The sequence below is a fragment of the Nocardia mexicana NBRC 108244 genome (assembly GCF_001613165.1).
Lineage (GTDB): Bacteria > Actinomycetota > Actinomycetes > Mycobacteriales > Mycobacteriaceae > Nocardia > Nocardia mexicana.
Map to the genome: position 1 here is coordinate 1 of NZ_BDBV01000078.1, position 26647 is coordinate 26647.

Annotated in this window: 29 protein-coding genes; 16 read left to right on the forward strand and 13 right to left on the reverse strand. The window is 68.6% G+C overall.

The genetic code is table 11. The features are described 5' to 3' along the window. Nucleotides 1–28 precede the first annotated feature (28 nt). The 3 genes from NM1_RS28835 to NM1_RS28845 form a co-directional block, all read right to left on the reverse strand. Nucleotides 29–226, reverse strand: a complete 198-nt coding sequence (locus NM1_RS28835) for a hypothetical protein (RefSeq protein WP_068026776.1) — start codon at nucleotides 224–226, stop codon at nucleotides 29–31. A 135-nt stretch (nucleotides 227–361) separates the two neighbouring features. Then, the gene (locus NM1_RS28840) at nucleotides 362–568 is read right to left on the reverse strand and encodes a DUF397 domain-containing protein (protein WP_068026780.1); all 207 of its coding nucleotides are present in this window, start codon (nucleotides 566–568) and stop codon (nucleotides 362–364) included. Between the two features lie 23 nt (nucleotides 569–591). Continuing rightward, nucleotides 592–1485, reverse strand: coding sequence for a helix-turn-helix domain-containing protein (locus tag NM1_RS28845; protein WP_068026782.1), 894 nt, complete (start codon nucleotides 1483–1485; stop codon nucleotides 592–594). A 354-nt stretch (nucleotides 1486–1839) separates the two neighbouring features. On the opposite strand from NM1_RS28845, the gene NM1_RS28850 reads away from it, so the two are divergent. From NM1_RS28850 to NM1_RS28860, 3 genes are read left to right on the forward strand one after another with little or no spacing between them, the layout of a single operon-like run. Beyond that, nucleotides 1840–2160 carry a hypothetical protein gene (locus tag NM1_RS28850; RefSeq protein WP_068026785.1) on the forward strand — a complete coding sequence of 107 codons (321 nt, stop codon included), beginning with the start codon at nucleotides 1840–1842 and terminating at the stop codon, nucleotides 2158–2160. After that, nucleotides 2151–2354, forward strand: a complete 204-nt coding sequence (locus tag NM1_RS28855; RefSeq protein ID WP_068026788.1) for a hypothetical protein — start codon at nucleotides 2151–2153, stop codon at nucleotides 2352–2354. The genes NM1_RS28850 and NM1_RS28855 overlap by 10 nt, the downstream gene beginning before the upstream one ends. Further along, nucleotides 2351–2734, forward strand: a complete 384-nt coding sequence (locus tag NM1_RS28860; RefSeq protein WP_147289036.1) for a hypothetical protein — start codon at nucleotides 2351–2353, stop codon at nucleotides 2732–2734. The genes NM1_RS28855 and NM1_RS28860 overlap by 4 nt, the downstream gene beginning before the upstream one ends. A gap of 62 nt (nucleotides 2735–2796) precedes the next feature. Here the strand turns inward: NM1_RS28860 and NM1_RS28865 are convergent, their stop codons facing one another. Further along, nucleotides 2797–3408, reverse strand: a complete 612-nt coding sequence (locus tag NM1_RS28865) for a DUF8020 domain-containing protein (RefSeq protein ID WP_068026795.1) — start codon at nucleotides 3406–3408, stop codon at nucleotides 2797–2799. A gap of 254 nt (nucleotides 3409–3662) precedes the next feature. Here NM1_RS28865 and lppU point away from each other — a divergent pair, with 254 nt between their 5' ends. The 6 genes from lppU (at nucleotide 3663) to NM1_RS28895 (ending at nucleotide 9322) form a co-directional block, all read left to right on the forward strand. After that, on the forward strand, nucleotides 3663–4370 hold the full coding sequence (gene lppU, locus NM1_RS28870; RefSeq protein ID WP_068026798.1) for an LppU family putative lipoprotein: 708 nt from the start codon (nucleotides 3663–3665) through the stop codon (nucleotides 4368–4370). A 155-nt stretch (nucleotides 4371–4525) separates the two neighbouring features. Next, nucleotides 4526–5521 (forward strand): DUF4190 domain-containing protein, encoded by a 996-nt coding sequence (locus NM1_RS43380; protein WP_068026802.1) that lies wholly within the window; start codon nucleotides 4526–4528, stop codon nucleotides 5519–5521. 47 nt (nucleotides 5522–5568) lie between these two features. Beyond that, complete coding sequence (gene fabG, locus NM1_RS28880; RefSeq protein WP_068026805.1) at nucleotides 5569–6321, forward strand: 3-oxoacyl-ACP reductase FabG; 753 nt, start codon at nucleotides 5569–5571, stop codon at nucleotides 6319–6321. A gap of 31 nt (nucleotides 6322–6352) precedes the next feature. Then, nucleotides 6353–7219 (forward strand): carbohydrate ABC transporter permease, encoded by an 867-nt coding sequence (locus NM1_RS28885; RefSeq protein ID WP_068026808.1) that lies wholly within the window; start codon nucleotides 6353–6355, stop codon nucleotides 7217–7219. Beyond that, on the forward strand, nucleotides 7209–8057 hold the full coding sequence (locus NM1_RS28890; RefSeq protein WP_068026810.1) for a carbohydrate ABC transporter permease: 849 nt from the start codon (nucleotides 7209–7211) through the stop codon (nucleotides 8055–8057). The genes NM1_RS28885 and NM1_RS28890 overlap by 11 nt, the downstream gene beginning before the upstream one ends. After that, nucleotides 8054–9322: an ABC transporter substrate-binding protein gene (locus NM1_RS28895; protein WP_068026933.1), complete on the forward strand. Its 1269-nt coding sequence runs from the start codon at nucleotides 8054–8056 to the stop codon at nucleotides 9320–9322. The genes NM1_RS28890 and NM1_RS28895 overlap by 4 nt, the downstream gene beginning before the upstream one ends. A gap of 92 nt (nucleotides 9323–9414) precedes the next feature. On the opposite strand, the gene NM1_RS28900 is transcribed toward NM1_RS28895, so the two are convergent. Then, a complete protein-coding gene (locus tag NM1_RS28900) occupies nucleotides 9415–10341 on the reverse strand; it encodes a DNA-3-methyladenine glycosylase family protein (protein WP_068026937.1) in 927 nt (308 codons plus the stop codon). Nucleotides 10342–10950: 609 nt separating this feature from the next. Here NM1_RS28900 and NM1_RS28905 point away from each other — a divergent pair. After that, on the forward strand, nucleotides 10951–11547 hold the full coding sequence (locus NM1_RS28905) for a TetR/AcrR family transcriptional regulator (RefSeq protein WP_068026814.1): 597 nt from the start codon (nucleotides 10951–10953) through the stop codon (nucleotides 11545–11547). A gap of 108 nt (nucleotides 11548–11655) precedes the next feature. Then, nucleotides 11656–12858 carry a cytochrome P450 gene (locus tag NM1_RS28910; protein ID WP_068026817.1) on the forward strand — a complete coding sequence of 401 codons (1203 nt, stop codon included), beginning with the start codon at nucleotides 11656–11658 and terminating at the stop codon, nucleotides 12856–12858. 14 nt (nucleotides 12859–12872) lie between these two features. On the opposite strand, the gene NM1_RS28915 is transcribed toward NM1_RS28910, so the two are convergent. Beyond that, nucleotides 12873–13775, reverse strand: a complete 903-nt coding sequence (locus tag NM1_RS28915; RefSeq protein ID WP_068026940.1) for an NADP-dependent oxidoreductase — start codon at nucleotides 13773–13775, stop codon at nucleotides 12873–12875. 272 nt (nucleotides 13776–14047) lie between these two features. Between NM1_RS28915 and NM1_RS28920 the strand changes: the two genes are divergently transcribed. Beyond that, nucleotides 14048–15928: an ABC transporter ATP-binding protein gene (locus NM1_RS28920; RefSeq protein ID WP_068026820.1), complete on the forward strand. Its 1881-nt coding sequence runs from the start codon at nucleotides 14048–14050 to the stop codon at nucleotides 15926–15928. 65 nt (nucleotides 15929–15993) lie between these two features. Here NM1_RS28920 and NM1_RS28925 read toward each other — a convergent pair whose 3' ends face one another. Both NM1_RS28925 and NM1_RS28930 read right to left on the reverse strand, forming a co-directional pair. Further along, nucleotides 15994–16581 carry a GNAT family N-acetyltransferase gene (locus NM1_RS28925; RefSeq protein WP_068026823.1) on the reverse strand — a complete coding sequence of 196 codons (588 nt, stop codon included), beginning with the start codon at nucleotides 16579–16581 and terminating at the stop codon, nucleotides 15994–15996. Beyond that, nucleotides 16578–17957: an NsdA family TPR-like regulatory protein gene (locus NM1_RS28930; RefSeq protein ID WP_147289037.1), complete on the reverse strand. Its 1380-nt coding sequence runs from the start codon at nucleotides 17955–17957 to the stop codon at nucleotides 16578–16580. The genes NM1_RS28925 and NM1_RS28930 overlap by 4 nt, the downstream gene beginning before the upstream one ends. Nucleotides 17958–18151: 194 nt before the next feature. On the opposite strand from NM1_RS28930, the gene NM1_RS28935 reads away from it, so the two are divergent. From NM1_RS28935 to NM1_RS28950, 4 genes are all read left to right on the forward strand, one after another. Then, entirely contained in the window at nucleotides 18152–18463 is a 312-nt protein-coding gene (locus NM1_RS28935) for a hypothetical protein (RefSeq protein ID WP_068026830.1), read from the forward strand. Next, nucleotides 18460–18765 carry a hypothetical protein gene (locus NM1_RS28940; RefSeq protein ID WP_068026834.1) on the forward strand — a complete coding sequence of 102 codons (306 nt, stop codon included), beginning with the start codon at nucleotides 18460–18462 and terminating at the stop codon, nucleotides 18763–18765. The genes NM1_RS28935 and NM1_RS28940 overlap by 4 nt, the downstream gene beginning before the upstream one ends. 158 nt (nucleotides 18766–18923) lie before the next feature. Continuing rightward, nucleotides 18924–19790, forward strand: a complete 867-nt coding sequence (locus NM1_RS28945) for a helix-turn-helix domain-containing protein (RefSeq protein ID WP_068026837.1) — start codon at nucleotides 18924–18926, stop codon at nucleotides 19788–19790. Nucleotides 19791–19858: 68 nt separating this feature from the next. After that, nucleotides 19859–20977: a serine hydrolase domain-containing protein gene (locus NM1_RS28950; RefSeq protein ID WP_068026943.1), complete on the forward strand. Its 1119-nt coding sequence runs from the start codon at nucleotides 19859–19861 to the stop codon at nucleotides 20975–20977. Nucleotides 20978–21030: 53 nt separating this feature from the next. Here the strand turns inward: NM1_RS28950 and NM1_RS28955 are convergent, their stop codons facing one another. The 5 genes from NM1_RS28955 to NM1_RS28975 all read right to left on the reverse strand — a co-directional run bounded on the left by NM1_RS28955 (nucleotide 21031) and on the right by NM1_RS28975 (nucleotide 26647). Beyond that, entirely contained in the window at nucleotides 21031–21438 is a 408-nt protein-coding gene (locus NM1_RS28955; RefSeq protein ID WP_068026841.1) for a nuclear transport factor 2 family protein, read from the reverse strand. A gap of 56 nt (nucleotides 21439–21494) precedes the next feature. After that, complete coding sequence (locus tag NM1_RS28960) at nucleotides 21495–22691, reverse strand: Cmx/CmrA family chloramphenicol efflux MFS transporter (RefSeq protein WP_068026844.1); 1197 nt, start codon at nucleotides 22689–22691, stop codon at nucleotides 21495–21497. Between the two features lie 129 nt (nucleotides 22692–22820). Then, entirely contained in the window at nucleotides 22821–23393 is a 573-nt protein-coding gene (locus NM1_RS28965) for a TetR/AcrR family transcriptional regulator (RefSeq protein WP_068026847.1), read from the reverse strand. 47 nt (nucleotides 23394–23440) lie between these two features. Further along, the gene (locus tag NM1_RS28970; protein WP_068026944.1) at nucleotides 23441–24436 is read right to left on the reverse strand and encodes an oxidoreductase; all 996 of its coding nucleotides are present in this window, start codon (nucleotides 24434–24436) and stop codon (nucleotides 23441–23443) included. Between the two features lie 57 nt (nucleotides 24437–24493). Then, on the reverse strand, nucleotides 24494–26647 hold the full coding sequence (locus NM1_RS28975; RefSeq protein WP_068026850.1) for a hypothetical protein: 2154 nt from the start codon (nucleotides 26645–26647) through the stop codon (nucleotides 24494–24496).

Below are 26647 nucleotides of genomic sequence, written 5' to 3' on the forward strand. Positions count from 1 at the left end.
ACCCGCCGGAGCGAAGCGGAGGCCAAAATTACAGCTGGGTAACCACTCCGACGGCAACCACCGCGACCAATACGCCGACCAGTAACGCCGACAGCACGGCCCCGGTCAACACGTATACGCCCCCCGCGGATACCGCGAAGAGCAGACCGACGATCAGGCGTTCCACCCAATCGCCGGGAAGCAGCTTGCGGTACCGGGGCGTGGCGTTCCTGATCCCACGGTCCACAATTTGTCGGATACCCGTTCTTTGCGCAGGCAAACATTCGTTCGTTGCACAACGGGTGCCGATTCGTGATCTTCCAACGGCAATGGTGGGCAGGCCGCCCGGCCGAACGACGAAGCGGCCCGCCCGGGGAGATGGTCAGGCGCGGTTGATTTGACCGTCGCTCACACCCTCGACGAAACCGGTCCACTCGTCCGGACCGAAGATCAACGCGGGCCCGCCGGGGTTCTTGCTGTCGCGTACGCCGACTCGGCCACCGGCCAGGAACGCGACCTCGACGCATTCCTTGCCGGCACCGCTACGACTGCTCTTGAACCAATGGGCACCGACCAACTCACTGCTCATCCTGTGTCCTTTCGGAGCGCGACTCATGCCATGTATTCCTTAGCGACCTGCCGCAGCAGGTTCCTGCTTGTCGGGACGTCCAGCGCACAGCGCAACAGACCCTCGTGCGCGCGCCGATACCGCCGTACGTCACCTGGTCTTTCGAGATACAGATCCCCGGTGAAGCCCTCCACGTACACCACCGGCGGCTCCACCGGCTGCCCCTTGCTGTCGGTTCCGAACTCGAGGATCACGAACGGGCCGGTCGAAAGGCCCAGGGGGACACCGGCTGCGAAGGGCAGAACGCGCAGCGTGACATTGTCCCGGGTGCTCAGGTCGGCCAAGTGCCGCAGCTGCGCCGCCATCACCCTTGCACTTCCGACGACGCGACGCAAGACCGATTCACCGAGCACCACATCCACCGTCGCGGGCTGGTTCTTGCGAGTTATCAAGGCCTGCCGCTGCAGTCGCAGCTGCACGCGGCGTTCGAGTTCGGCCTCGCTGTCGTCGGGAAAGCCGAGCAGGTTGAGCGCTCGCGCGTAGTCGGCGGTCTGTAGCAGGCCGGGGACCAGCTCGGTCTGGGAGGCCGTCAGCCGGTGCGCCGAGGCCTCCAAACCCACGTATACGTCGAAGTTTTCGGGGATCAGGTCGCCGTAGGCGTGCCACCAGCTCTTGACGGCGGCCTGCTGGGCCAGGCCCTTGAGGCCCTCGGCGATGTCGTCGGGGATGCCGTATATGCGGCACAGTTCCTGAATGTCTATGGTGCGGATGCGATCTGCCTGGCCCTTCTCCAGGCGCTGCAGGGTGCTGGCACCCCACTCCATCAGCCTCGCGGCCTCGGCGATGGTCAGACCCGCCTGAGTTCGCCAGTCCCGCAGGTATCTTCCGAGCTGGCGACGGGGGAGGGTCGACGACGTGTTCGCAGAACTCTCAGACACAGCGCACTCCGTTCTCTTCGGATGCCTGTCGGTTCGACTGCGACGGGTCGGGTGCCTGGCCCCTCGAGCCCCCACCCCGACCCGCCCATCGCCTCGGCAGGGAGCCTTTCGTCCACTATGGAGAATCTTGCTCCCCCAGGTGGATTCGCTGCTGGAGATTCGCGCGAATTCTCTGTGGATATCCAAATCGGGCTTGGCGAACGTCCAGTTGGTGGATGCTGGAAGTGTGCTCGGAGCTGGATGCAAGGGGATGGCGCGGCCGGAGCTCGACGGTCGCATCGCAGTGCTCGACCCCTTCCTACCTCCTGAAACATCCGGGCGCCCTTCAGGAATCGCACGCAGGAACGAGGAGTCATGGCTGTACACGTCATCGGATCGTCGTTGATGACCAGCGATCTAACCCCGCACCGCGCCCGCAGCGTAGGACAGGCCGGCTGGGTGGTGTCCTATCTGCCCGGCCGCACCCTGACCTGCGCGCAGGCGGTGGCCGCACTGCAGGTTGCCGAGGTGGTGCCATCCCTGCTGCACGCCGTCGGCGGACTCGCCGACGAGGTCGGCCTGACACCCATGGAAGCCGTGGGCATGGCTATTCATCAGCAGCCCTGGGAGGAACATATGTCTCCGCCGCGCCGCCGATATCGGCGAGTTGCGGCGGAGGTGTCGGCATGCAGCTGACCAGTCTGCACCTCCCGGTCGCCGGACTCCTGCGCTGCGAGAGCGATCCGGGCATCCTGAACATCGAACAGGCGCACGCCGCCATGCAGTTGCACATCGATTGCACAGTCGACACCTGCCGGGTACGCCGCCGCGCCCGGACCGTGCTGGTCGAGTCGGGCCGCTGCGTCCTCGACGAAAGGGCGATGCCGTGAGCCAGCGCAGGGAGCCGACAACAGACGCCGCGGCCCGCGTCACCGAGCGCCGGCGCGGCGTCGTCATGACCGCCCCCGCGCATGAGCGGAAGGTGGTGCGGCTGACGCCGCCCGGCACGCGCACCAAGGCCCGGCACGCCGCCGGTCAGACCACCGGCGCGGCCCGGCACGCCATCGCACCGGGGCGACAGGTGCCGCAGCTGGCGGTGGCCCGCACCGGGCGGGCCCGGCACGCTGCACCCGTGCGGCGCATAGGAACCCGGCGCCGTCGCGCGCACCGGGGCCTCGATCGCTACGACCGGCTACTGCTCTGGTTCGCCGGGTGGCTGCTCAGCGTCCGGATCGCTCTGGTCGGGGAACACACGATCGACGAATCGTGAAGGGCTGCGGCACAAGTCGGCCGGGGTGAGCGTCGGCCGCAGCCGGCCGCAGGACGCCCGAGCTAGGACACTCCGGTGACGATGCCCGCCAGCGCATCGATGAACGGCTGCCCGCCCATGATCGCGCCGCCGGCAAGCGCCCCGATCAGCAGGCCGATCGGCCCGGTGAGCCAGCTGAGGAAGAAGAATCCGAGGACGGCTCCGATCAGGCCGCCCAGCACGCCGCCGATCACCATCCCGACGACGTTCTTGTTGAGCTCGGTGACGAGACGGCCCATCGGGTCGATCGGCTGCATCTCGCCGATATCGGCGGCGGTCACCCGCGGGGTGAGCGACAGCGTCCGGCCGTCCGCGCTGATCTGCTGGGCGACGGGCAGCCGGTGGCCCTTGACATCGAAAGCCAGTGGGACCTCGGCGATTACGGTGTCGGCGGCCGAGCGCAGGACGACCCGGGAGCCGTCGGCGACGGTCTCGAACCTGCCGTTGTCGACGACGGTGGTCAGGACGCGGTCGTCCTCGGAAAGTGTTGCGCGGTAGGCGACTCCCTGGTCGACTCCGGACGACGCGAGTTCTCGATCGGGGGTGGCGGCCGGACCTGCATTCACGGTTCCCGCAGTGATCCCCACAGCGGCGACGACCATGAGGGCGGTGGCGGCGAACGTGCCGAGCTTCATCCTCTGTTATCCTTTTTATACGTTTTATTCTCCGGGGTCTCCGACGCCCGGTGGCGAGATACAGCGAACGACTCTCGTTGGCAGACCGCATGGTTGGCGAGATGCACAAAGCGTTCGTTGCAGAATCGTGACCATGTCTCCTTTCTCGAGTCGCGCGTAGCGCTCACATCGTGTATGCACTACGTCGACGCAATTGCGCTCCGACGCTTCGGATCTCGTAGTCGGTGGGAGCTGCATCCAGGAGGTTTGGTTTCGTGGGCCGACGACGTCTCCATGCCGGAGTCACCCTGACGGGCTTCGTCATTGCCGCCGCGCTGTCGACCGCGTGCCTGGCCGCCGCCGCGCTCTCGCTGATGAGCAACGACGACGATGCGACCCCCGTGCAGCCGCGCGCAGCGCAGGTCGGGACGACCACCGCCGCGCCAGTATCGGCGTCCGCGGCGCCGCCGGTGCCGATCGCGGCCCCGCCGAGCGAGCCCGTCCCCGAATCCGCCGCCGAGACCGCGGTGAACAAGGACGCCTCCGAGCGCAAGGATCCCGCCGCGGTCGCGATCGAGCTGAACATCGGCGACTGCGTGGAATTGGGCGGTGCCGCCCCCACCAAGGCCACCTGTTCGACCGGCGGCTCGGGCTACAAGGTGACCAGCAAGGCGCCCCCGAGCGGCCGTTGCCCGGTCGACGCGGATCGCTCGTTCTCGATGCCGCCACCACCCGCGCCTCCGGGGCAGCCCCCGGCCCCGGAACAGGGTCCGCTGTGCCTGGATATCAACTGGGTGGTCGGCAATTGCATGGATATGGCAACCGACACCCCGAAACCGGCCGACTGCACCAGGCCGCCCGGTAAGGCGGTGCGCGTCACGGAGATCAAGCAGGGCACGACCAATGTCAACGAATGCTCGGCCGGCGACCGCGGGTTCGTCTACAACCAGCGGAGATTCGTGGTGTGCGTGGCATCGCTGTGAAACGACGCGCAATCGGCCCGCTCCCCGATCAAGATCAGAACTATGCCCTCTGAACTGCACAGGTTGCGGGGGCTGTGGGGACCCCTATCCTTTCTCGGTATCGGGGCGGGTCCGTTGGTGAGGTTCCTGCACGAGTGAAGTGAGAGGAACTCGGTATGGTCCGCAGGCTGCCTGCGAAGCCCGGGCGCCCGGAGGCGCCGGACGATCAACGGTGGCCGGTGGCCGAATCCGACGAGGGCTGGGCGCCGCCGCCCAACGGCCGGTACGCGCCCGCCGCGGAACCCGAGGAGGAACGCTGGGTGGGCGGCCCGAACCGGCGGCCTCCGATGCCGCCGCCGGAGGACCACTGGCAGGGCGCACCGGACGATCGCTACGCCCCCGCGCCCGATCCGGACCAGGACCGGTGGGAGGCCGCGCGGAACCGAAGACGCGCCCAGACCGCGGAAGCCGACGACGACTACTGGGAGGCCGAGCGGGGCAGGCGGCGCGCGGAACCGATCGAGGCCGACGAGGAGCGCTGGGAGAGCACCCAGAGCCGGCGGCGGACGGGGCGGTTGCGCGTGGAGGTCCCGCCGATCGTCAATCCGTATTCGATCATCGCGCTGATCGCCGCCCTGCTCGGATTGTTCCCGGTGGCACTCGTATTCGGTCTCATCTCCTTCGGGCATCCCCGCGGGCGGGCCATGGCGATGTTCGCGCTGCTGATCGGGATTCTCGAGGTGGTCGTCCTCGCCGGGGTCATCGTGCTGTCGGGGGTGACGCTGCCGCGCACGGCATTCGGCAGCGATCCGACGCCGACGGCCGCCACCACCGTCGTGACCGTCGCCGCGACACCCACGCCGCCGCCCGTTCCCACCACGGCGGTCGCGCCCCCGACCGCGGCGGGTCCGCCGACGGTCGCGAAGGGCGAGGCATGCACCCAGGCGCAGGCCGGACTCATCGGCGCCGCCGCCGACGGCAGCACCCTGCTGTGCCTGCGCGGCGGCGGGGCGTATCGCTGGGCGGGCCCGAACACCGTGTCGACGGCCGTCCACGAGGGCGGCTCGAAATGCATTCCCGGAACCGACACCACCGCCCGCACCACCGACGGTCACGCGCTGGTCTGCGAGGGTCAGGGACGCGGCGGCACCTGGTCGCTGTGGGTGGAATGATCCACGTAGTGTCCGAGTAGCTCCCGAATCGAGGACGGAGGATCTCCATGGCCGAACGTGTTGCCGTAGTTTCCGGTGCCGCGCGCGGAATCGGCGCGGCGATCGCCAAAAGGCTGGCGGCGGACGGCATGCAGATCGGTGTGCTGGATCTGGACGCCGCGAGCTGTGCCGACACCGTGCAGGCGATCAACGACGCCGGGGGCCGGGCGGTGGCGCTCGGCGCGGACGTCTCCGACGAGGCCTCGGTGGCGGCGGCGATCGAGCGATTGGAGAGCGAGCTCGGCGCGCCGACCGTCGTCGTCAACAACGCGGGCATCCTGCGCGACAACCTGCTGTTCAAGATGAGCGTCGACGACTGGGACGCGGTGCTGAACGTGCATCTGCGCGGCGCGTTCCTGCTCACGCGGGCGGTGCAGAAACACATGGTCGACGCCAAGTGGGGTCGGATCGTGAACCTGTCCAGTACGTCGGCGCTCGGCAATCGCGGCCAGGCCAACTATTCCGCCGCCAAGGCGGGTATGCAGGGCTTCACCAAGACGCTGGCCTTCGAGCTGGGCAAGTTCGGCATCACCGCCAACGCCATCGCCCCGGGATTCATCGTCACCGATATGACCGCGGCGACCGCCGCGCGCGTCGGCGCGGACTTCGACGACTTCCAGAAGGCCGCCGCCGCGCAGATCCCGGTGCAGCGGGTCGGCCGTCCCGAGGACATCGCGCACACCGCCTCGTTCCTGGTGAGCGAGGGCGCGGGCTTCGTCTCCGGCCAGGTCGTCTACGTCGCGGGCGGGCCCAAGGACTGACGCGGCGCCCGCGCCGGTAGCGTCGGTGATCATGAACCGACGGGCGGTTCGTCGTGCCGTGACGAGTTATGTGCTGCTGGGGCCGAGCCTGATCGGGGTCGGCTGCTTTCTGCTGTTGCCGATCGTGGTGGTGGCGTGGCTGAGCCTGCACAGCTGGAATCTGCTGGGGCCCATGCGGTTCGTGGGGCTCGAGAACTGGCGATCGGTGCTGGGCGACCGGGAGTTCGGGCATTCGCTGCTGGTGACGCTGGCGTTGACGGCGATCGTGGTGCCGGTGCAGACGGTGCTGGGGTTCGCGGTCGCGGCGCCGCTGGCTCGGCGGCGGGGCGGCTCGGCGCTGCGGGTGGTCTTCGCCCTGCCCTGGATGTGCGCGCCGGTCGCTGTCGGCGTCGTGTGGCAGTGGATGTTCGCGCCGACCGGTGGCGCGCTCGACGCGGTGCTGCGGCGGCGGATCGAATGGCTGTCGGATCCGGCGCTGGCGCTGCCTTCGGTTGCCGCGGTGAGCATCTGGGCGAACTTCGGGTACGTGGCGCTGTTCTTCGTGGCCGGGATCCGCGCGATACCGCACGAGATCCTCGACGCCGGGGAGCTGGACGGTGCCACGGGCTGGCGGCGCATCCGATGGCTGATGCTGCCGCTGCTGCGGCCCACCATGTTCTTCGTCCTGGTCACCGGTGCGCTGACCGCCTTCCAGACCTTCGACACGGTGTACGCCCTCACCAAGGGCGGGCCGGGCGACCGCACCGATGTGGTGGCGATGCGCATGTTCTCCGAGGCCTTCGACGCGGCGCGGCCCGGGCGGGCGGCCGTGATGGCGATCGTGGTGTTCGCGGTAATGTTCGCCATCACGGTGGTGCAGCACCGGTACTTCCGGAGCAGGACCACGTATGAGTTCTGAGACATCGCGTTCCGCGCGGCACGGTGCACTGCGGGCGGGCGTCGTCTACCTGCTGCTGATCGCGGGGGCACTGCTGACGGTGGCTCCCCTGGTACTCAGCGCGATGACGGCGGTGAAGACACCCGCGCAGTTCGCGGCGCAATCTCCGCTTGCCCTGCCGAATCCGGTGACAGGGGCCAACTTTCACGCTGTTCTGGATCAGGGTGGCATGGGGCGGGCCGCGGTGGTGACGGCACTGATGACCGTATTCATCACCGGAGGGCAGCTCCTCACCTCGATCCTGGCGGCGTACGCGTTCGCGCGCACCGAGTTTCCGGGACGCGATCTGCTGTTCTGGGTGTATCTGGGCACCATGATGGTGCCGTCCATGGTGACCCTGATTCCGCTCTATCTGATGTTCGCGAAGCTGGGCCTGCTCAACACGTTCTGGGCATTGGTGCTGCCGTTCGTATTCGGCTCGCCGTACGCGATCTTCCTGCTGCGCCAGTACTTTCGGACCATCCCGGAGGAGCTGATCGGGGCGGCTCGCCTCGACGGCGCCGGCACGGCGGACGTTCTGGTGCACGTGGTGGTGCCGATGAGCCGGCCGATCCTGGCCACGCTGACGCTGATCACGATCGTCACGCAGTGGAACAACTTCATGTGGCCGCTGGTCGCGAGCAGCGGCCGCACCTGGCAGGTGCTGACCGTGGCGACGGCCAACCTGCAGACGCAGTACAACACGCAGTGGACGCTGGTCATGGCGGCGACGACGCTGGCCATCGTGCCGCTGGTGGTGCTGTTCCTGGTGTTCCAGCGACAGGTCATGCGGTCGATCGCGTGGACGGGGCGGCGATGAAGACCTCGACGCGCGTGATCGTCGGTGCCGCGCTCAGCGCGGTACTGCTGGTCGCGGCGGCACTGTGGCTCGGCGATCCCGGCGACGGTTCGGGGCGCACGGTGGTGCGGCTGCGGATCTGGGACGAGCAGTTCGTTCCCGCGTACCGGGCGTCACTGGATGCCTTCCAGCGAGCGAATCCGGATCTCGAGGTCCGGGTCACGGTGGTGCCGTGGGCCTCCTATCAGCAGAAGCTGCGACTGGACGTGGCGGGCGGGACCGCCGACGATCTGTATTGGACCAACCTGTACGAGGATTATGCCGACGCCGGACGGCTGGTCGATATCGGCGAAGCACTGGGTCCGGAGGCCGCCCGGCAGTGGGACCCCTCCGCCGTCACCCAGTACACCCGCAACGGAACCCTCTGGGCCGTACCGCAATTCGTCGACGGCGGCACCGCGGTGTATTTCAATCGCGACCTGCTGGCGGCGGCGCGCGTCGATCCCGCGGAACTGGCGGCGGTCCGGTGGAGTCCCGGCGGGGACGATACGTTCCGGCCACTGCTGCAACGTCTTTCGGCCGCCGCGCCGTGGGCGTACAACGCGGCCAACGATTTTCAGTCCATCGAGCTGCCGTACCTGGGTTCCGCGGGCGGGGAGTTCCAGCGCGACGACCGCTTCGTATTCGACAGTCCGCAGGGGATCGAGGCATTCGACTACCTGGTGCGGCTCGTCGCCGATCGGCTTTCTCCGTCGGCCGCGGATACCAGTACCAACAGCGACTTCGCGAAAAATGCCTTCCTGCAAGGCAAGCTGGCGCTGTTTCAGTCCGGGACCTACAACCTCGCCCAGATCGCCCGGGAGGCGCGCTTCGGGTGGGGTATCGCCCTGCTGCCGCAGGGGCCCGCGGGGCGGGTGAGCACCAACAACGCGATCGGTGTCGCGGGCAATGCCGACAGTCGGCATCCCGAGGCGGTGCGCCGGGTGCTGGCCTGGCTGGGCGGTACCGAGGGCAATCGCTATCTCGCGCAGGACGGCGCCACCATCCCGGCGGTTCTCGCGAACCAGCAGCTGTACCGAGATCACTGGGCCGCCAGGGGAATCGATGTATCCCCGTTCTTCGATGTCCTGGCCGGTCCGCGGATCTCCTCCGGCGGCGGTCCCGGCTTCGCCGCCGCCCTGGAGGCTATCGAGCCGATCCTCGGCGAGATGTTCCTCGGCCGAATCCCCGTCCCGCAGGCCCTCTCCCAGGCCTGCGCCGCCGGAGAAAAGGCCGCCCGGCAGTGACGCCCACGCCCGTTCCCGCACGCCCTTCGTGTTCCCGCACCCCCTCCAGGGGCATGCAGGGGGTGCGGGAACGAGCAGGGGGTGCGGGAAAGTCAGATGCGGGTGATGTCGACCAGGGGGGTGCGGGGGGCGAACTTGGGCTTGCGGGCCTGGCCGGAGATTTCGAGGAGACGGACGGCTCGGTAGCGGTGCGGGCGTAGGGGTTCCAGGTATTCGATCATGGTGTCGTCGTCGATGGGGCGGCCGAGGAGGGTCCAGCCGACGATGTCGGACAGGTTGTAGTCGCCGACCGACAACGCGTCCGGATCGCCGAATGCGCGCTGGGCCACCTCGGCGGCGGTCCACACGCCGATGCCGGGCACCGTGCACAACCGGCGCGCGGCCCCCGCGTGGTCCATGGCGGCGGCCTGTTCGAGCTTGTCGGCCATGCGCGCGGCCAGCACGATGGTCTTGGCGCGCTGGGGATCGACGTTGGCGCGGTGATAGGTCCACGACGGGATGTACCGCCACGTCTCGGCGTCGGGCGCCACCCGCATCGGCGCCGGTACCGGTCCCGGTGCGGGCTCGCCGAACTGCCACACCAGCTTTCGCCACGACGCCCGGGCCGAGATGGTGTGCACCCGCTGTTCCAGGATCGTCGGTACCAGCGTCTCGAACACCAGTCCCGTGCGCAGCATCCGCAGCCCCGGGTGACGGCGGTGCGCCGCGGCGATCTTCGGATGCTCCGGCGCGAACCCGGCCACGTCCTCGTCGAGGCACAGCATGCCGGGCAGCCGTTCCAGAAATTCCTCGGCGCCGGGACCCCACGCCCGCGCCGCCACCGCGCGCGGCCCGCCCTGGACGAGCCGGTAGGTGACCGCCCCGGAGGGCATCCGCGACGCATGCCAGTGCGCGCCGTCCGCGGTCGTCCGGTGGCAGGGATCCCCGGCGCCGCGCCGCAGCGGTGCGACGGTGTGCGCGAGATCGATGGGGCGGTCCGCCGTCACCGTGCGCGCCGCGCCGTCGATCTTCGTTACCACCGGGACATTGTGCTCCCCGCCGGAATTCGGACCGGACACCGGGCGGCGCGATTCTAAAGTGACGTGCGACACACCGCGTTTCGTGAGATTCGCAACTGGGAACCGCGCCTCCGGGCAGCCACCAGTAGTTTGTAACGGACGAATCACATCCGGCGATTCCGCTACCGATTGGTCATGTCGGCAATGGGCTGGCATACACCCACGGAGGTTTCCATGCTCACCAACGTTTTGAACTGGCTGCTCGGCGCCTGGGGTACCGTCTTCGCTGGTAGCTCCGGCTACCAGATCCCGCCCGGCACCCTGCCGTTCGGTAGCTGAGCCACCGTCACCGTAACACCGCCGCCCGCGTGGCGTCGGGTGTTCGCGGCGAAAGATTCATCGCCCCAAGAGAAATCGGGCGAGCTGGTCTCCGACTCGGCGACCTGATCACACGGCCTGAATCTCGCCTGCCCGGCAATCCGACAGCAACCGAAGATTCGGGTCGCCTGCGCATCTCTCGCCGAGTCCCGGTTCCGCCCGGCCATTCAGCGGACCAGGCCCACTTTGTCCGGTTCGTCGGTGCCCTACGCTGCTTTTCGGGGTTCGGGGAGGTGCGGTGAGCGGAGGTCCATGTCGAGCGAGAACGAGCCGGTCGGCCGGAAGCGGGATGCGGCCGCGACCCGCAATGCGCTGCTGGCGGCGGCGCAGGAGCTGTTCGCCGAGCGCGGATACGAACGGGCCACCGTGCGCGATATCGCCGCCCGCGCCGGGGTGAACCAGGCGCTGCTGTTCCGGTATTTCGGCAGCAAGGACGAACTGTTCCGGGCGGCGATCGCGGATCGGGGTCGGCGCGTGCTCGAGGACGGGCCGCCCGCCGCCCTCCCGGCCCGGCTGCTCGCACGGGCACTCCTTCCGAGCGATGCCGCGGCACAGGAGTATTGGCTGCAGGCCGCGCTGCGCTCCAGCGGGCACGTCCAGGGGGCCTCGGCGATTCGGCGCGAGCTGGGCGACGAGTACGTCCGCGCGCTGTCCGCGCTCACCGACGACCCGGACGGCGAACTGCGTGCGGACCTGCTGCTCGCCTGGGTGCTGGGCATCGGGTTGATGCGTTCGGTGCACGGCCGGGAGCCGCTGGCGAGCGCCGATCCGGCGCTGGTTGCGCGGCATGTGCTGCGGGCGACCCGGGTGCTACTGGAACAGGCGGATGTGAATTACCCACCGCCGTAATGGGATTCACCCGTTGACGGGGACTCGCGGCCTCCCTTACCGTAGCTATGTAAGCGATTGCTTACATCGGTTGAGCGCCCGCGACCGCCGTCGGGGAAGGGAGTCCGCATGACCGTCCGTACCGAGGCGCGCCAGTACCCCTTCGGTGAGCCGATCCGCCTCGAGGTGCATCCCCTGTTCGCGCAGCTCCAGCGGGAGGAGCCGGTCTCCCGCATCCGGCTGCCCTACGGCGGCGAGGGCTGGCTGGTCACCCGCTACGACGACGCCAAGCTGGTACTCGCCGACCCGCGATTCAGCCGGGCCGCCGCCGTGGACCGGGAGGACGTGCCGCGCACGACGCCGGTTCCGGCCCGGCCGGATTCGCTGCTGAGCATGGACCCGCCGGAGCACACCAGGCTGCGCAAGCTGGTGGTCAAGGCGTTCACCGGCCGCCGGGTCCAACAGTTGCGCCCGCGCGCCGAAGCGATCGTGGACGAGCTGCTGACCGAGCTCGAAAGGTCCGGTCCCCCCGCCGATCTGGTCGCGGGCTTCGCGTTGCCGCTGCCGGTCACCGTCATTTGCGACATGCTCGGCGTGCCGACCCGCGACCAGCACCGGTTCCGGGATTTCTCCGACATGATCCTGTCCACCACCGCCTACACCCGCGAGCAGATCACCGCCGGGCGGGCCGAGCTGGAGGGCTATCTCGCCGAACTCGTCGCGCAGCGCAGGCGGGAGCCATCCGACGACCTGCTCGGCGCGCTGGTCACCGCCCGGGACGACGAGGACCGGCTGAGCGAGGCCGAGCTGGTCAATATGGGGATCGGCCTGCTGATCGCGGGCCACGAGACGACCGCCAACCAGATCGCCAACTTCACCTACCTGCTGCTCGCCGAGCGGGACTACTGGGAGTCGCTGCGCGATCGGCCCGATCTGGTTCCGGGCGCCGTGGAGGAGCTGCTGCGCTATGTGCAGCTGGGTTCCGGCGGCTCGTCCCCGCGCATCGCGACCGAAGACGTCGAGCTGGGCGGCGTCAGCGTGCGCGCCGGGGAGGCGGTCTTCGTCAACATGCAGGTCGCCAATCGGGACGAGAACGTCTTCGACGATCCCGGCGCGCTGGATCTCACCCGCAAGCACAACCCGCATATCGCCTTCGGGCACGGCGCCCACCACTGCCTCGGCGCGCAACTCGCGCGGCTCGAGCTGCAGGTCGCGATGAGCGCGCTGCTGCAACGCTTTCCGTCGCTACGCCTGGCGGTGCCGATCGACGAGGTGCCGTGGAAGACCGGGCTGCTCGTGCGCGGGCCGAAGGCGCTTCCGTTGAGCTGGTAGGGAATTCGTGCCGATCAGCCGATCGTGAGCACGATCTTGCCGAGCCCGTGGCCGGTTTCGCTCTCGCGCTGCGCGGCGGCGGCCTCGGCCAGCGGGTAGGTGCGGGCCTGGCCCGGCAGCCGGAACGCGCCGGTCGCCACCAGCCGCGCCACCCACTCGACCACATCCAGTGCGGCGCCGCCGGTCCGGGAGTAGAAGGCGACACCCTTCGCCGCCGCATCCCCGTCGGCGATGGTGACGATGCGTTCCGTCCCGCCCCGCAATTCGATGGCGGCATCGAGGAATCCGTGGCCCGCACAGTCGAATACCGCGTCGACGCCGTTCGGTGCGAGCGACCGGATCCGGTCGGCGACGCCGTCGCCGTACACGGTCGGCGTCGCGCCCAGGGACCGGACCACCTCCTGGTTCGCGGCCGACGCCGTCCCGATCACCTCGGCGCCCGCCTCGCGGGCCAGTTGCACGACCATCGCGCCGACCGCGCCGGACGCCCCGTTCACCACCAGCGTCTCACCGGGTTTCAGCTCCAGCACCCCGAGCCCGCCGTCGGCGGTGTTCGCCGCGACCGGAACCGCCACCGCGTCGGGGTACGGCAGGCCCGCGGGTTTCGGGGCCAACTGGATGGCCAGCGCGTATTCCGCGTAGCCGCCGGTCTGCGACCAGCCGATCACCTCGTCGCCGACGCGCCAGGCGGCGTCGGGCCCGGCGGCCTCGACGAATCCGGCGATCTCGATTCCGGCGCGGCGCGGGAAGTCCGGCGCGCCGGGCATCAGGCCCTCGCGGAACTTCCAGTCGGCCGGATTCACCCCGGCCGCCCGCACCGCCACCCGGACCTGTTCTCCGATCGGCTCCGGCACCGGAACCTCGACCAGCTCCAACACCTCGGGTCCGCCGACACGCTCGTACTGGATCGCCTTCATGGGTTCGACCATACGTCCGCCGCGGCGGGCCTCGCCGGTTCCGCAGGTCGAACCGTCGATCCGGGACCGATCCCGGCGGCCGATTCCGCTCACGACTCCACCTCGCTGGCGCTCGCCTCCGTCGTGCGCGAGGCGCGCTGTGTCGACGGTTCGTTCGCAAGTTCTCTCACAGCGAATCCCGTCCGAGCGCGGCTTGACTTGCCCTTAACCATTGTTGAGGTTCTAGTGTCGGTGCCGTCGGGTTCGATGACCCGAGCGGAAGGAGTAGGCGGATGAGTATCGAGTCGGAGGCGTGGAGCCAGCTCTACCGGCAGGCGCACGCGCCACAGGAACGGCGCGCGCTCAGCCGCGCCACGGCTCGCCGAATCCTGCGGTTCGCGCGACCACATCGCCCACAGCTGATCGGGTTCCTGATCTTCAGCGTCGTGTCGGCGCTGCTGGTCGTGGCCAATCCGGTGCTGGCCGGCCAGGTCGTCAACAAGATCGTCGGGCACGAGGCCCCGAGTTCCGTCGTGCTGCTGGCGGCGGTCATCGGCACGGTCGCGGTGGCCGACGCGGCGCTCGGCATCGTGATTCGGTGGCTGTCGTCGCGTATCGGCGAGGGCCTCATCCTCGACCTGCGCACCTCCGTGTTCGACCACGTGCAGAAGATGCCGATCGCCTTCTTCAACCGCACCCGCACCGGCGCGCTCGTCAGCCGGCTCAACAGCGATGTGATCGGCGCGCAGCGCGCGTTCAGCACCACCCTGTCGGGCGTGGTCACCAACCTCGTCACATTGCTGCTGACGCTCGTGGTGATGGTGCAGCTGTCGTGGCAGATCACCCTGCTGGCGCTGATCATGCTGCCGCTGTTCATGATTCCGGCACGCCGCATGGGTACCCGGGTCGCGAGCATCCAGCGCGAGGCCGCGCAGCTCAACGCCGCGATGAGCACCCAGATGACCGAGCGGTTCTCCGCCCCCGGCGCCACGCTGGTGAAGCTGTTCGGGCGGCCACAGCAGGAATCGACCGAATTCGCGCTGCGCGCCGGCCGGGTGCGCGACATCGGGGTCCGCACAGCCATGCTGCAGACCGTCTTCGTCACCGCGCTGACCTTGGTGTCGGCACTGGCGGTGGCGCTGGTCTACGGCCTCGGCGGGTGGTACGCGCTGCGCGGGCAGCTCGACGCGGGCGCGGTGGTGTCGTTGTCGCTGTTGCTGACCCGCCTGTACACGCCGCTGACCGCGCTGGCGACCGCCCGCGTCGACATCATGTCGGCACTGGTCAGCTTCGAGCGCGTCTTCGAAATCCTCGACATCAAACCGCTGATCGAGGATGCGGCCGATGCCACCCCGGTGCCGACCGGCCCGGTCTCCGTGGAATTCGACTCGGTGCGCTTCGGCTACCCGGCCGCGGACAAGGTGTCGCTCGCATCGCTCGAGGATGTCGCGACCCTCGATACCCGCGGCGGTGAGGAAGTGCTGCACGGGATTTCGCTCCGTGCCGAGCCCGGCCAGATGGTCGCGCTGGTCGGCTCGTCGGGTGCGGGCAAATCCACCATTGCCCAGTTGGTTTCGCGCCTGTACAACGTGGATTCCGGTGCGGTGCGGCTCAACGGAGTGGATGTTCGCGGGCTGACCGCCCGTTCGATTCAGGAGACAGTCGGCCTGGTCACCCAGGACGGTCACCTGTTCCACGACACCATCCGCGCCAACCTCCAACTGGCCCGGCCGAATGCCGGCGACGCCGAGATCTGGGATGCCTTGCAGCGCGCCCGGTTACGGGATCTGGTGACATCCATGCCCGACGGCCTGGACACCGTCGTCGGTGAACGCGGCTATCGGCTCTCCGGCGGCGAACGCCAGCGCCTGACGATCGCCCGCCTGCTGCTCAAGCAGCCGCGCGTGGTGATCCTCGACGAGGCCACCGCCTCGCTGGACTCCACCTCCGAGGCGGCCGTGCAGGAGGCCCTCGCCGAGGCCCTCGAGGGCAGAACGGCCCTGGTCATCGCGCACCGCCTGTCCACCATCCGCAACGCCGACCAGATCCTGGTCCTCGAGGAGGGCCGCATCATCGAACGCGGGGCCCACGCCCAGCTGCTCGCCGCGGGCGGTCGCTACGCCGAGCTGTACCGCACGCAATTCGCCGACGACAGCGCGCCGGTCGCGGCGTGAGCCGAAACATGGTGCGGGCGAGAGCGGTGTCGACTCGGGTCGACACCGACTCTCGTGCCCGCTGATCAGCCGCGGATGTCGTGGATCAGGGCGTCGAACTTTGGCGCGTCGGGCCAGCTTGGGCGCAGCGTTCCGATACGGCGCCAGCCCCATCGCAGGTACGTGTCGTACGCGCGCCGGTTGTCCGGCCGGACGAGCAGCGCCGCACGCTGTTCCTGCCTGGAGCCGAGCAGTTCATCGTGCAGTGCCCGCGCGATGCCTCGGCCCGTGTACTCCTTGCACACCATGATCTCGCTCAGCGCGAACGTGCGCCTGCCGTCCTCAACGGTGAATTCCGTCCGGTCTCCGTCATCAAGGACCAAGCCATCCCACCAGCGGCTTTCGGGTCCGAGCGGCCAGCCCCACGCTTGCCCGACCGGTTCACCGCCGAGCTTGGCTATCACCATTTCGAAGCCGTTGGATCTTGCTGTGTAGGCATCGAATCGACGCATGAACGCATCTGGCGCAGCGAAGGGTTCACCGGACTCGATGGCGTCCACATAAGCGCCACGGAAGATATGTTCCACGACGCCACGTATCTCACGGGCCTGCTCTGCGGTGTAGCGCCGGAAGTCGACATGGTCGGAGACGTGCGGAGGTCGCTCGGCGCTCATGCTCCGACCGTCGCCCTTCCTTGCAGTGTGTCGAATCGTCCCTGCAGTGTGTCGAATCGGTTGACGAATTCGTTGTCCGGGTCGTCGCCGAGTGCATTGCGTACGGGTTCGAGAAACCGCAGCACGCGTGTGGATGAAATCTCCTTGCGCTCCACCTCTGCGAGCACGGGAAGGCCCTGGGCGACAGCCTCTTTCACATCGCCCACCTTGATCAAGGACGTCGACCAAAGGGCTCGGTAACATGCCGAGTTGCGGGGAGTCATTGCCTCGACAGCGCTAGTAGCGAACATTCCGGCGGACCTGGCTGGATCGCCTAGGTCGCCGTGTGCGCGCGCTTCGCTGGAGCGGACCTCGTTCGAATTGACAAACCGCAGCCAGCCAGGTGCCTCGTCGAGCGATTCATGTTCGAGAGCGAAATCGAGTTCACGCCAAGCAGTCGCGATAGCACGACCGAACTCGACCCGCTCACCGAGGACGCTTTGTGCCAGTGCCTCGCGCGTAGCGATCAGCGCGTGGACCCGACCGGGCGGCTGCCCCCGAGTGAGGTCACGAGCACGGCTGAGCAAGCCGAGCGCGCGATGAGGGTTGCCGTTCCCATTGCGGCTGAGCGCAATCGATTGATGTGCGGCATTGAGACACACGTGGACCGTCAGGTTCTCGTCGCCAGCCTGATTCGCCAACGCGAATGCGTCGGCATAGCAACGGCGGGCTACAGAATTCAGATCGGCGTCGTGGGCGAGCCACCCGGCGAGCGTTGCAAGTTCTCCGGCAGCGGTCATGAACGCGCGTCCTGCCCGATCATCGAATGAGCACGTTTCGAGCAGCCGTTTGGCCACCTCGAGCTGGCCGAGAGCATGCTGAACCAGAGTTATGCCTCCGATGACCTGATCACGTTGGGCGAGTTCGACAACGCGCTCGCCCAGCATCCGAGCATCATCCATCCCGATCCGGGTTATACCGACCGCGGAATCACTACCGACTGCCACCAGCGCGGTGCCGACCAGGATTCCGAACTCGCGCCGCTTCACCTCGTCCTCGGCTCCCCGCTCGATGTCGTGACCGCCACTATCGAGGTTAATCCTCCACGCCGCCTCTGTCCGCCGACTGACGACCACTGTGGCCGCGCCTGCGCGAGCCTCGTTGACAGCAGCCCGAAATCGCTCGCCCTGCCGACCATCGAGCTTCGCGAGTGCGGTATCCAACGCCTCCGCCGATCGCCCCCTGACCGGCCGTTCGATCGTGGTTGTCCTGCCCTCCCACTTCTGGATCGTCTCGACCTTGAAGCCCAGGGTCTCGGCGAACTCCTCCTGCGTCATCCGCAAAGCGACATCACGCAGCGCGCGAACCTCGATCCTCGTCCATGTGCTGACGATCATCACTACCCCCTGCAGTGGCCTCACCAGTCCGTATGTGAAGCGTACGACCTCGATACAAGGTTCGTACCTGGGACTACAACCCTAATTCGACAACGCTCGGATCAGGCCCCGCCGCCGGGTCGACGCAACGGACCCAACCTTCCCGGCTCCTCGGCGGCGGGTGCTCACCGACGGATCGAGGGAGGCACCAGGCAATGAGGACACACCCCACCGCGTTCGCGTGGGTAGATCTTGCCGTCAGCCCGTGGTCCGAGCTGGACAACGCCCGAATCCGCAGGCTCGCACGACAACTCGGGTATCGCTTGTATTGGCCACGCCCGTCCGTGCTCCCGCTGGTCGATCAAATACGCGCCGCCGACGTCGACGCCGTAATCGCGCCGTCACCAACTCATTTCGATGTAATCCAGCTACACGCGCTGATGTGCGTCGTGGACGTCGAAACCGCCGAGCCGCGCATGAGTTTCGCGCGCTGGACGACCTTCCCCGGCATGGTGGGTCAAGCATGAGCGCCGCAGCAGCGTGGTCGGTGCTGCTGGGGCTCCTCGCGATCCTCGGTGGCGTGGTCTACGCGCTGCTGCGCTCCGACGACAAGTACCCACGGGAGGTGAGCGAGGCCCCGTCGCAACATCTCGAAATGGTGGGGTGGCACCACGACGCACCACACCAGCCCTTCACAGTGAAGTCCGCCCACCAAGTCATGCGTCAACACAAGAGGTGTCGCCGCGAGGACTGCGCCCGCAAGCGCGCGGCCTGGCAGACATTGGTCGAAGCCCGCCGCATCACGCCGGATTCCGGCCGGATGCAGTAGGGACGGGCAGTGACTGGAGACGTGTCCGTCGAAGCCCGAGTCCGCGACGGCGCGAGGCACTCACTGGCATCCGAGGCAGTCGTCCGACCGTATGCGGCGTGGCGAGCTGATGGCCTGAAGACGGATACCGGGTGCCTCACCTTCCGTAGTCTGGACGGGTGGGAGCGATCAACAGCGGCCGCGAGCGCGTTGTCGTGCAGGGTTTCGCCGGTCCTGCCGCCGCGTCGCCGGTAGGTGCCGCGATGATCGGGTATCGCGACGGCGGTGGGCTGGATCTGCGCGTGGCCGGGGTACCGGCGGTCACCCTGGTGATCGAATTCGGGGACAGCGAACTGAGCGTCGACGATGCGGACGGCAGCCGGGCGCTCGGCGGATTCGTGGTAGGGCTGCCCGCCGAGGCCATGCGCATCCGCACCGAGCGAGCCGAATGCATCGAGGTGCGCCTCTCACCGATACAGGCGTATTCGCTGCTGGGTGTTCCCCCGGCCGAGCTGGGCCGGGCCGCTGTCGGCATGGACGAGTTGTGGGGACGGCAGGCACGACAGCTGCGCGAGCAGCTCGCGGCCGCCGGGACCTGGGACGAACGCTTCGCACTGACTAGATCGTTTCTGGCACAGCAGGTCCGGCCGACTCGGACGCCGGACCCGGAGGTGATCGCGGGCTGGCACCGCATACTCTCCTCCCACGGCCAGGTGCGGGTCGGTGAGCTCGCCGAATCCTTCGGGTGGAGCCGCAAGCGGCTGTGGGCGAGGTTCGAATCCCAGATCGGCCTGACGCCCAAGCGCGCGGCCATGCTGGTCCGATTCCGGTATGCGGTCGACGGGCTGCTGGCGGGGCGACCGGCCGCCGACGTGGCGGCGACGTGTGGGTACACCGATCAAGCCCACCTGTGCCGGGATGTGTCGATCTTCGCGGACCACACGCCGGGCGCGCTGACGGCCAACTACCTGCCCGCCATCGCCCGGGACCGCTACCGGGCCTGGGGAACATTTTTCCAATATCAGGCGGCACCGGTCGGCCGATAGTGGTGTTCACCTCGGCCGGAGTCGGCAATGCCGACCCCCGCCCGAACACCTACGAGAGGACCACCGTCGTGACCACCCCCCTCAATCCCGCGGCGCTACAAGCCGCCCTCGCGAACATCCACGGCGCGGGAGTGCCGGGAGTATTCGCCGAAGTGCGTGCGGGCGAAGAGATCTGGCGCGGCGCCGCCGGGGTCGCCGACCTCGCCACGGGCCGACCCGTCGACCCCGATATGCGGCACCGGGTCGGCAGCATCACCAAGTCGTTCACCGCCGCGGCCGTACTGCAGCTGGTCGACAGCGGTGAAATCGGCCTGGACACACCGATCGCCCACTACCTGCCGCAGCTGGTCCCCGGCGAGCGCGGGGCGGCCATCACGGTCCGGATGCTGATCAACCACACCAGCGGCCTCGCCGAATATCTCCCGCACGCCTATCCATCCCTCGCGGCATTCCCCATGATGGCGAAGACGACGCCGAAGAGCCTGGACGACAACAGGTTTACCCAGTTCCACCCCGCCGAGCTGATCGGAATGGGCGTCGCGGCACCCGCCGTCGGGACGCCGGGCGGAACACCCGGGGTGTACTCCAACACCAACTACCTGCTCCTCGGCCAACTCCTGGAGCGGGTGACCGGCACCGCGGCGGAGAAGTGCATCACCCGGAACGTCATCGAGCGCGCCGGGCTCCGGGACACCGAGCTGCCGGACGGGCCGCATATCGACGGGCCGCACTCGCTGCACTACGAGGCGTGGTTCGGCATGATCGACCCGCCGCGCGACTACAGCGTCTACGACATGTCCTGGGTGAGCCCGGCGGCCTCGCTGATATCGACCGTCGAGGATCTCAACCGCTTCTTCCGCCTGCTGCTGGCCGGGGAGATCGTCGGCCGGTCGTCGCTACGGGAGATGCAACGCACCGTCCCCGTCGTCTCCTTCGAGGGCAAGATCATCGACTACGGCCTCGGCCTGCATCGATGGGAGGTTCCCGGCCACGGCACGTGGTGGGGCCACGACGGCTCGGCGTGGGGCAGCGGAGCGATCTCGATGACCCGCGCCGACGGCCACCGCCAGCTGTCGATCGCGGTGAACATGCAGCGGTGGAACAAGCTCGCCGATTCCGGAAAGCCCCAGCCCCACTCCATAGATGCGGCGCTTGCAACCTTCCAGCAGATGGCGCAGGGCGGTTAGGACGACCGAGCGCGGGCTTCGTCATGAACAGCGCGCGCTCGGTCCGGGTTCGGTCACGCCGCCGCGATGACCCCGAAAGCCCGCGCCAGCGCGAAGCTGTCCTCGTACGCGATATAGCGGGTGACGCGGCCGTTCTCGACGGTGAGGTGGAAGGCGAACGGCGAGACGAACAGCTCTCCGTTGGACCTGACCCGTTGGCGCATATTCCCCAGGGCGACAACATGTTTCCCGTCGACGACGAGATGTTCGACCGTCAGCTCCTCGGCCTGCAGATAGGTCGGCAGCTGACGGAAGAACTCCGCCGCTTCGGCCTTGGTGCTGCGGCGACCGATCCAGGGCACCTCCGCCGAGCCGGGGACGTTCCAATCGACCTCCTCCGCGAACATCTCACCGAGCCGGTCGAATTCACCTGCTCGCGCCCGCTGGAAGAACGTCTCGGCGACAGTGCGGGTATCACTCATGGTTACTTCTCCTTCTCCTATTACCTTGTGAGACTTGTGTTCTGCCGATTTCGCGCTCAGGCGTCGACCTCGGCCAGTCGGGGCGCTACCGGGGCTGCCGCATCGGAGGCGCTCCGGCGTTCCAGCGCCCGGGACCACCCGACGACTCCCAGCGCGGCCACGCCCAGCACCGCGCCGATCCACGCCACGGACGGATAGCCCAGGCCCGCGCCGATCGCGAGGCCACCGACCCACGGGCCCACGGTGATGCCGACGTTGAAGGCCACCGTGTTGCCCGCGGCACCGAGCGTGGGCGCGGTCGGCGCCAGGGCGAAGACCCGGCTGTTGAGCAGCGGATTGATGCCGAGTGCGAACGCGCCCAGCAGAAATGCCAGCACCACAACGGAAATCGCGTACTGCGCCGTGGCCGCCAGCAGGATCAGGGTGAGGGTGAGTGCGGAGACGCCCACGACCAGAGTGCGCATGGGGTAGGCGTCGGCGGTCCGGCCGCCGACGATGATGCCCCCGACCGCGCCGAGTCCATAGACGAGCAGCACCACCGGCACCCAGCCGTCGGCCAGTCCCGTCTTCTCCGTCACCAGCGCGCCCAGGTACGCGAAGGCCGCCATCTGCGCGGAGGTGGCCAGGATCGTGGTTCCGTAGAGCAGTCCGACCGGCCTGGTGGCCAGGCCGCGCAGCTCGCGGCGCACCTGCGGGGCCGCGGCGGAGCGCGAATTCGGGGTCACCGCCAGCACACAGATCATCGCCAGCGCCGACAGCACGGCGACCGCCCAGAAGGCCGCCCGCCAGCCCAGATGCTGGCCGATGAACGTACCGGCGGGGAGCCCGGCGATATTGGCGACGGCGAACCCGCCGGCGACGATGCTCATCGCCTTGCCCCGCTCGTTCTCGCGGACCAGCCCGACGGCGGTCAGCGAGGCCACCGCCCAGCAGCCGGCGTAGACGAACGCGGACACGACCCGGGTGGCGAGCAGCACGCGATAGTCGGAGGTCGACGCGGCTACCACGTGCGCGGCGATGAATACCGCCATGAAGGACACCAGGGCGGTGCGCCGAGACCAGCGCGCGGTCGCGACGGCCAGGACCGGCGCGCCCAGCAGCATCCCGATCGCGAACGCCGAGATCAGCCAACCGGCCTGGGGCACCGAAATTCCCAAGCTGCCGGATAACTCGGTGAGCAGACCCGAGAGCATCAGCTCCGAGGTGCCCTGGGCGAAAATTGCCAGGCCCAGGATGTAGACGGCGGCGGGCATAGGTTTCCTTCCTGTTTTGGATCGTTCAGTCCATAATTCGCGCACGAAGAGGTCTTTTGATTTTTAGATCATTCAGTCCAAAATCAACGCGGCACCGAACCGGCGCACGGACCCCTCAGGCGCAGTGCCTCACAGGCAAGTCAGCGCGACATTCGCAATACCCTCCAGGGTCTTTCGCGTGGCACCACCGCGGGCGGCCACGCGCATGCCGCCGATCGTGGCGACCACGAAATGCGCGAGATCGTTTGCGTCCCTGGCCTTGTCGATCTCACCGGCGCGCTGGGCGGCGGCGATCACCGCGGTCAGCGCGGCCAGTCGCTCGTTCTCGTCGGCACGCAGCAGCCGGTCGATCGCCGCGTCCCGCTGACCCAGCTCGACGGTCGCGTTCACGACGAGGCAGCCCACCGGATCGTCCGCGGGCGCCTCCACACTCAGCCACAGCAGCGCCCGGATCTTGTCCTTGGCCGTACCCTCCCCGTCGAGCAGTTCGAACATGCGGGCGTTCTTCTCGGCCATGTACAGCCGCAGCGCCCGCTCGAACAGATCGTGCTTGCTGGTGAAGGTGTTGTAGATGCTGCTGCGCCCCAGGCCCGTGGCCGCGCAGAGGTCCTGCGTGGAGGTGCCGTCGTAGCCGGCGGTCCAGAAGGCGTGCAGCGCCGCGCCCACCGCCCGCTGCTCGTCGAACTGCTTGGGTCGTGCCATGCAGCCACCGTAACACGTTTTGGATACCTCAGTACAAAACTGTGTATTCAGAACTCCCCGGCAACCCCCAGCACCGTCCGGCCGGAGTGCTGCCCGGCGCTGATCGCGGACAGTACCTGTTCGGCCTCGGTGATCGGGGCGTAGTTCTCGTAGTCCGAAAGATGTTGCGGCTTCAGGTCTTTGCCCAGGCGCGCCCACAGCTCCCGGCGCTTGCCGATCGCGAAGTGGGCCGAGTCGATCCCCAGCAGCGAGACTCCGCGCAGGATGAAGGGCATGACGGTGGTGGGCAGGGCGGTGCCGCCGGTCAGGCCGCTGACCGCGGCCGCGCCGCCGTACTGGATCGAACTCAGCACGTAGGCAAGGGATTTCCCGCCGACACTGTCCACCGCGCCCGCCCACTGCGCCTTGCCCAGCGGGCGAATCTTGGCCTCCGGATCCTCCGGCAGCCGACCGATCACCGATTTCGCGCCGAGGGCGGACAGCCGCTCGCCCGCATCGGTCTTGCCGGTCGAGGCGACCACCTCGAAGCCGAGCCCGGCCAGAATGTCGACGGCCACCGTGCCGACGCCGCCGGTCGCGCCGGTCACCAGCACCGGGCCGGAATCTGGGGTCACGCCGCGCTCCAGCAGGGCCTGCACGCTCATCGCCGCGGTGAAGCCGGCGGTGCCGAGGGCCGCGGCCTCGCGGGTGGTCAGGCCGTCGAGCTTCACCACCCATTCCGCCGGGACGCGGGCATACTCGGCGAATCCGCCGTTGTGCGCGACGCCGATGTCGTAGCCGTGCGCGATCACGAGGTCACCGGGCGCGAATCCGGGTTCCTCGGAGCTCACCACCTCGCCGGAGATGTCGATGCCCGGGATGATCGGATAGTTGCGCACCACCCCGCCACCCGGCGTGATCGCCAGCCCGTCCTTGAAATTGGCGCTGGAGAAGTGCACCTTGATCGTCACCGTGCCCGCGCCGAGGAAGTCGTCGCCGACCTCCTCGCGCGCCAGCACCACGCCGCTGTCCGTCTCGTGCGCCACCATCGCCCAGAACTGCATGGTTCCGAGCATAGGTGCGGACCGCGCACCGAGCGCCGATATCGGTACCGGGAGTTCTCAGCGGTCGTAGGACGCGACGCCTACCGGCCCGGTGCCGATACACAGGTCCAAACCGGTTGTGCGAGAGGCGATTCGCAGGACCGACCCGCTTCCCACCACGCGCACGAACGCCGTGTGCAGGCCCGCCCGCACCGGGACGGCCACAGCACGCCCGTGCTCGAGCCCCACGACGATGCGGCCGTCGCGGTCGGCGAAGTAGTTGAGCTGGGCGGTCCAGCCGTTGTCGAGCATGGGGCCGTCCAGCGGGAGTTCGACCGCCGCCTCGCCGTTGATGCGGTATCCGCAGCCCGGTTCGGGACCGGGCCGGATCCCGCGGTTCCACCACACCTGCGCCGGGACGACCTCGCCGGTATCGGTGATCATCCGCAGCCGCGGTGTCGAATCCGCGAACGCGTCCGGCGCCACGGACGACAGCACCCGGCTGCCCAGATTCTGCGGATACGCCAGCGGGGACAGCACTCCCCACGGCACCTCCTGATCCAGCAGGGGCGTCCGGTCCGCGGCGAGCGCGGCTGTCACGTTCGTGAGGTAGGTCCGCGTGGGACTGATCGACCATGACCGCGCATAGGAGGCGGTCGACCACAGACTGCCGGCCACGAACAATGCCGCCAGCACAACTGCCACGACAGCGCCCCGGGGTGATCGCTCGCCGCCCTCCTCCGGGACCCGGTTCCGGGGCATTCCGGGCGTCGCGCCACCGACTGCACTCGATGTACGGCCCGAGAGGACACGGGTCCCGGCATCATCCCGAGCGGCCTCGTGCCCGTTGTCCTCCCGGGCAGCACTCCGCCCGCTGTCGCCCCGAGTAGCACTCCGCCCGCCGTCGCCCCGGGCAGCACTCCGCCCGCTGTCGTCCCGAGCAGCACTCGGCCGGGGTTCGACTCCGAGCATCGACCGGACATGTGGCGGGATCAGGCGCGGCGCACTCGCCCGCCTACGCGACCGCAGCAACAATGCACCGGCTGCGGTCAGGACCACTGCAACGTCGGCCAGGTATCGCAGCGACTGCATGAGTTCGGCCGCAGTGTTGGGGCCGCCCCGGATCAGCGCCACCGGCAGCTGGGCGGCAATCACGTAGGCCGCCACCAGAATCCACACGGGCACCACGCGGGCTCGGGTACGGATCGTCAGCACCGCCGCGGCGCCCACCACGAGCCACGACATCACGACGGCCCAGCCCGGCGGCACCGCCCACGGGGTCGAAGGCAACCACCGCGCCCACGCCCAGGGCCCGCCCAGCAGCGCCGGAACGATGCCCAGCGAGGTCGCGCTGTGCAGCAGGCTCCGCAGGCCGCCGGGGTTGCTGTGCACGCCGGAGGTGTCGAAGATCGTGAGATATACGGCGAGCCAACACATCAGCACCGCGACCGAACCCGCCCAGAGCACCGCACCGCGCCGGGCCACGGCGCGAATCACGCCGTCACGCCCCTCGATATGGCAGACCAGCGCCGCCACGGCGAAGGCCACGAACGGCACCACGACCGACTTCTCGAAGAACAGCAAAGACACTGCGAGAACGGCGATTCCGGATATCGCATACCGGCGGCGCCCGGTGCGCACCAGCAGCACCGCGTCGCCGACCACCCACGCCAGGGCGATCTGCAGCGGCAGCGCGTTCAGCGCCGAGGTCCACCAGGCGAACGACGGCAGCGTCAGCGGGCAGAACAGATAGAACACCAGCGGCAGCAGGATCACCCAGCGGATGCGCCGACCAGCGAGCCGCAGCCGCCGAAGGTTTCCCCGCGAACTGTTCGTAATCCCCACGGCCGCCGGGGAATCCAGCACGACGAGCATCCGGAGCACGGCCACCGATGCCGCGAGTTGCAGCACCAGCATCGAGACGACCGGCCCGGCCCACACCAGCGGCGCCACCTTCGTGACGACCCACGCCACGGCGAAGGCCAAGGGCATGAAATGCCCATCGTGGTTGTACATCAACAGATCCGACGACAGCAGCGGATACGTTCCGGCCCGCCCCACCAGAATGAGGTCGTCCCAGTAGAAGTACCCGCTCCCCGCCACCCAGCCCCGGACACCCAGCTGCAGCGCGATGAGGCCCGCGGCGATCACCAGCGGCGAGGGCATCCGCACGCCGTCACGCACCCGCCGGACAGACCCGCGCACCGGAGCGGCGACGGGGGTGGCGTTCAT

Coding starts and splice junctions, on each gene's coding strand:
- NM1_RS28840 (WP_068026780.1), bottom strand. CDS start 568: ATGAGCAGTGAGTTGGTCGGTGCCCATTGGTTCAAGAGCAGTCGTAGC.
- NM1_RS28850 (WP_068026785.1), top strand. CDS start 1,840: ATGGCTGTACACGTCATCGGATCGTCGTTGATGACCAGCGATCTAACC.
- NM1_RS28855 (WP_068026788.1), top strand. CDS start 2,151: ATGCAGCTGACCAGTCTGCACCTCCCGGTCGCCGGACTCCTGCGCTGC.
- NM1_RS28865 (WP_068026795.1), bottom strand. CDS start 3,408: ATGAAGCTCGGCACGTTCGCCGCCACCGCCCTCATGGTCGTCGCCGCT.
- NM1_RS43380 (WP_068026802.1), top strand. CDS start 4,526: ATGGTCCGCAGGCTGCCTGCGAAGCCCGGGCGCCCGGAGGCGCCGGAC.
- fabG (WP_068026805.1), top strand. CDS start 5,569: ATGGCCGAACGTGTTGCCGTAGTTTCCGGTGCCGCGCGCGGAATCGGC.
- NM1_RS28885 (WP_068026808.1), top strand. CDS start 6,353: ATGAACCGACGGGCGGTTCGTCGTGCCGTGACGAGTTATGTGCTGCTG.
- NM1_RS28890 (WP_068026810.1), top strand. CDS start 7,209: ATGAGTTCTGAGACATCGCGTTCCGCGCGGCACGGTGCACTGCGGGCG.
- NM1_RS28895 (WP_068026933.1), top strand. CDS start 8,054: ATGAAGACCTCGACGCGCGTGATCGTCGGTGCCGCGCTCAGCGCGGTA.
- NM1_RS28905 (WP_068026814.1), top strand. CDS start 10,951: ATGTCGAGCGAGAACGAGCCGGTCGGCCGGAAGCGGGATGCGGCCGCG.
- NM1_RS28910 (WP_068026817.1), top strand. CDS start 11,656: ATGACCGTCCGTACCGAGGCGCGCCAGTACCCCTTCGGTGAGCCGATC.
- NM1_RS28915 (WP_068026940.1), bottom strand. CDS start 13,775: ATGAAGGCGATCCAGTACGAGCGTGTCGGCGGACCCGAGGTGTTGGAG.
- NM1_RS28920 (WP_068026820.1), top strand. CDS start 14,048: ATGAGTATCGAGTCGGAGGCGTGGAGCCAGCTCTACCGGCAGGCGCAC.
- NM1_RS28925 (WP_068026823.1), bottom strand. CDS start 16,581: ATGAGCGCCGAGCGACCTCCGCACGTCTCCGACCATGTCGACTTCCGG.
- NM1_RS28930 (WP_147289037.1), bottom strand. CDS start 17,957: ATGATCGTCAGCACATGGACGAGGATCGAGGTTCGCGCGCTGCGTGAT.
- NM1_RS28935 (WP_068026830.1), top strand. CDS start 18,152: ATGAGGACACACCCCACCGCGTTCGCGTGGGTAGATCTTGCCGTCAGC.
- NM1_RS28940 (WP_068026834.1), top strand. CDS start 18,460: ATGAGCGCCGCAGCAGCGTGGTCGGTGCTGCTGGGGCTCCTCGCGATC.
- NM1_RS28955 (WP_068026841.1), bottom strand. CDS start 21,438: ATGAGTGATACCCGCACTGTCGCCGAGACGTTCTTCCAGCGGGCGCGA.
- NM1_RS28960 (WP_068026844.1), bottom strand. CDS start 22,691: ATGCCCGCCGCCGTCTACATCCTGGGCCTGGCAATTTTCGCCCAGGGC.
- NM1_RS28965 (WP_068026847.1), bottom strand. CDS start 23,393: ATGGCACGACCCAAGCAGTTCGACGAGCAGCGGGCGGTGGGCGCGGCG.
- NM1_RS28970 (WP_068026944.1), bottom strand. CDS start 24,436: ATGCAGTTCTGGGCGATGGTGGCGCACGAGACGGACAGCGGCGTGGTG.
- NM1_RS28975 (WP_068026850.1), bottom strand. CDS start 26,647: ATGAACGCCACCCCCGTCGCCGCTCCGGTGCGCGGGTCTGTCCGGCGG.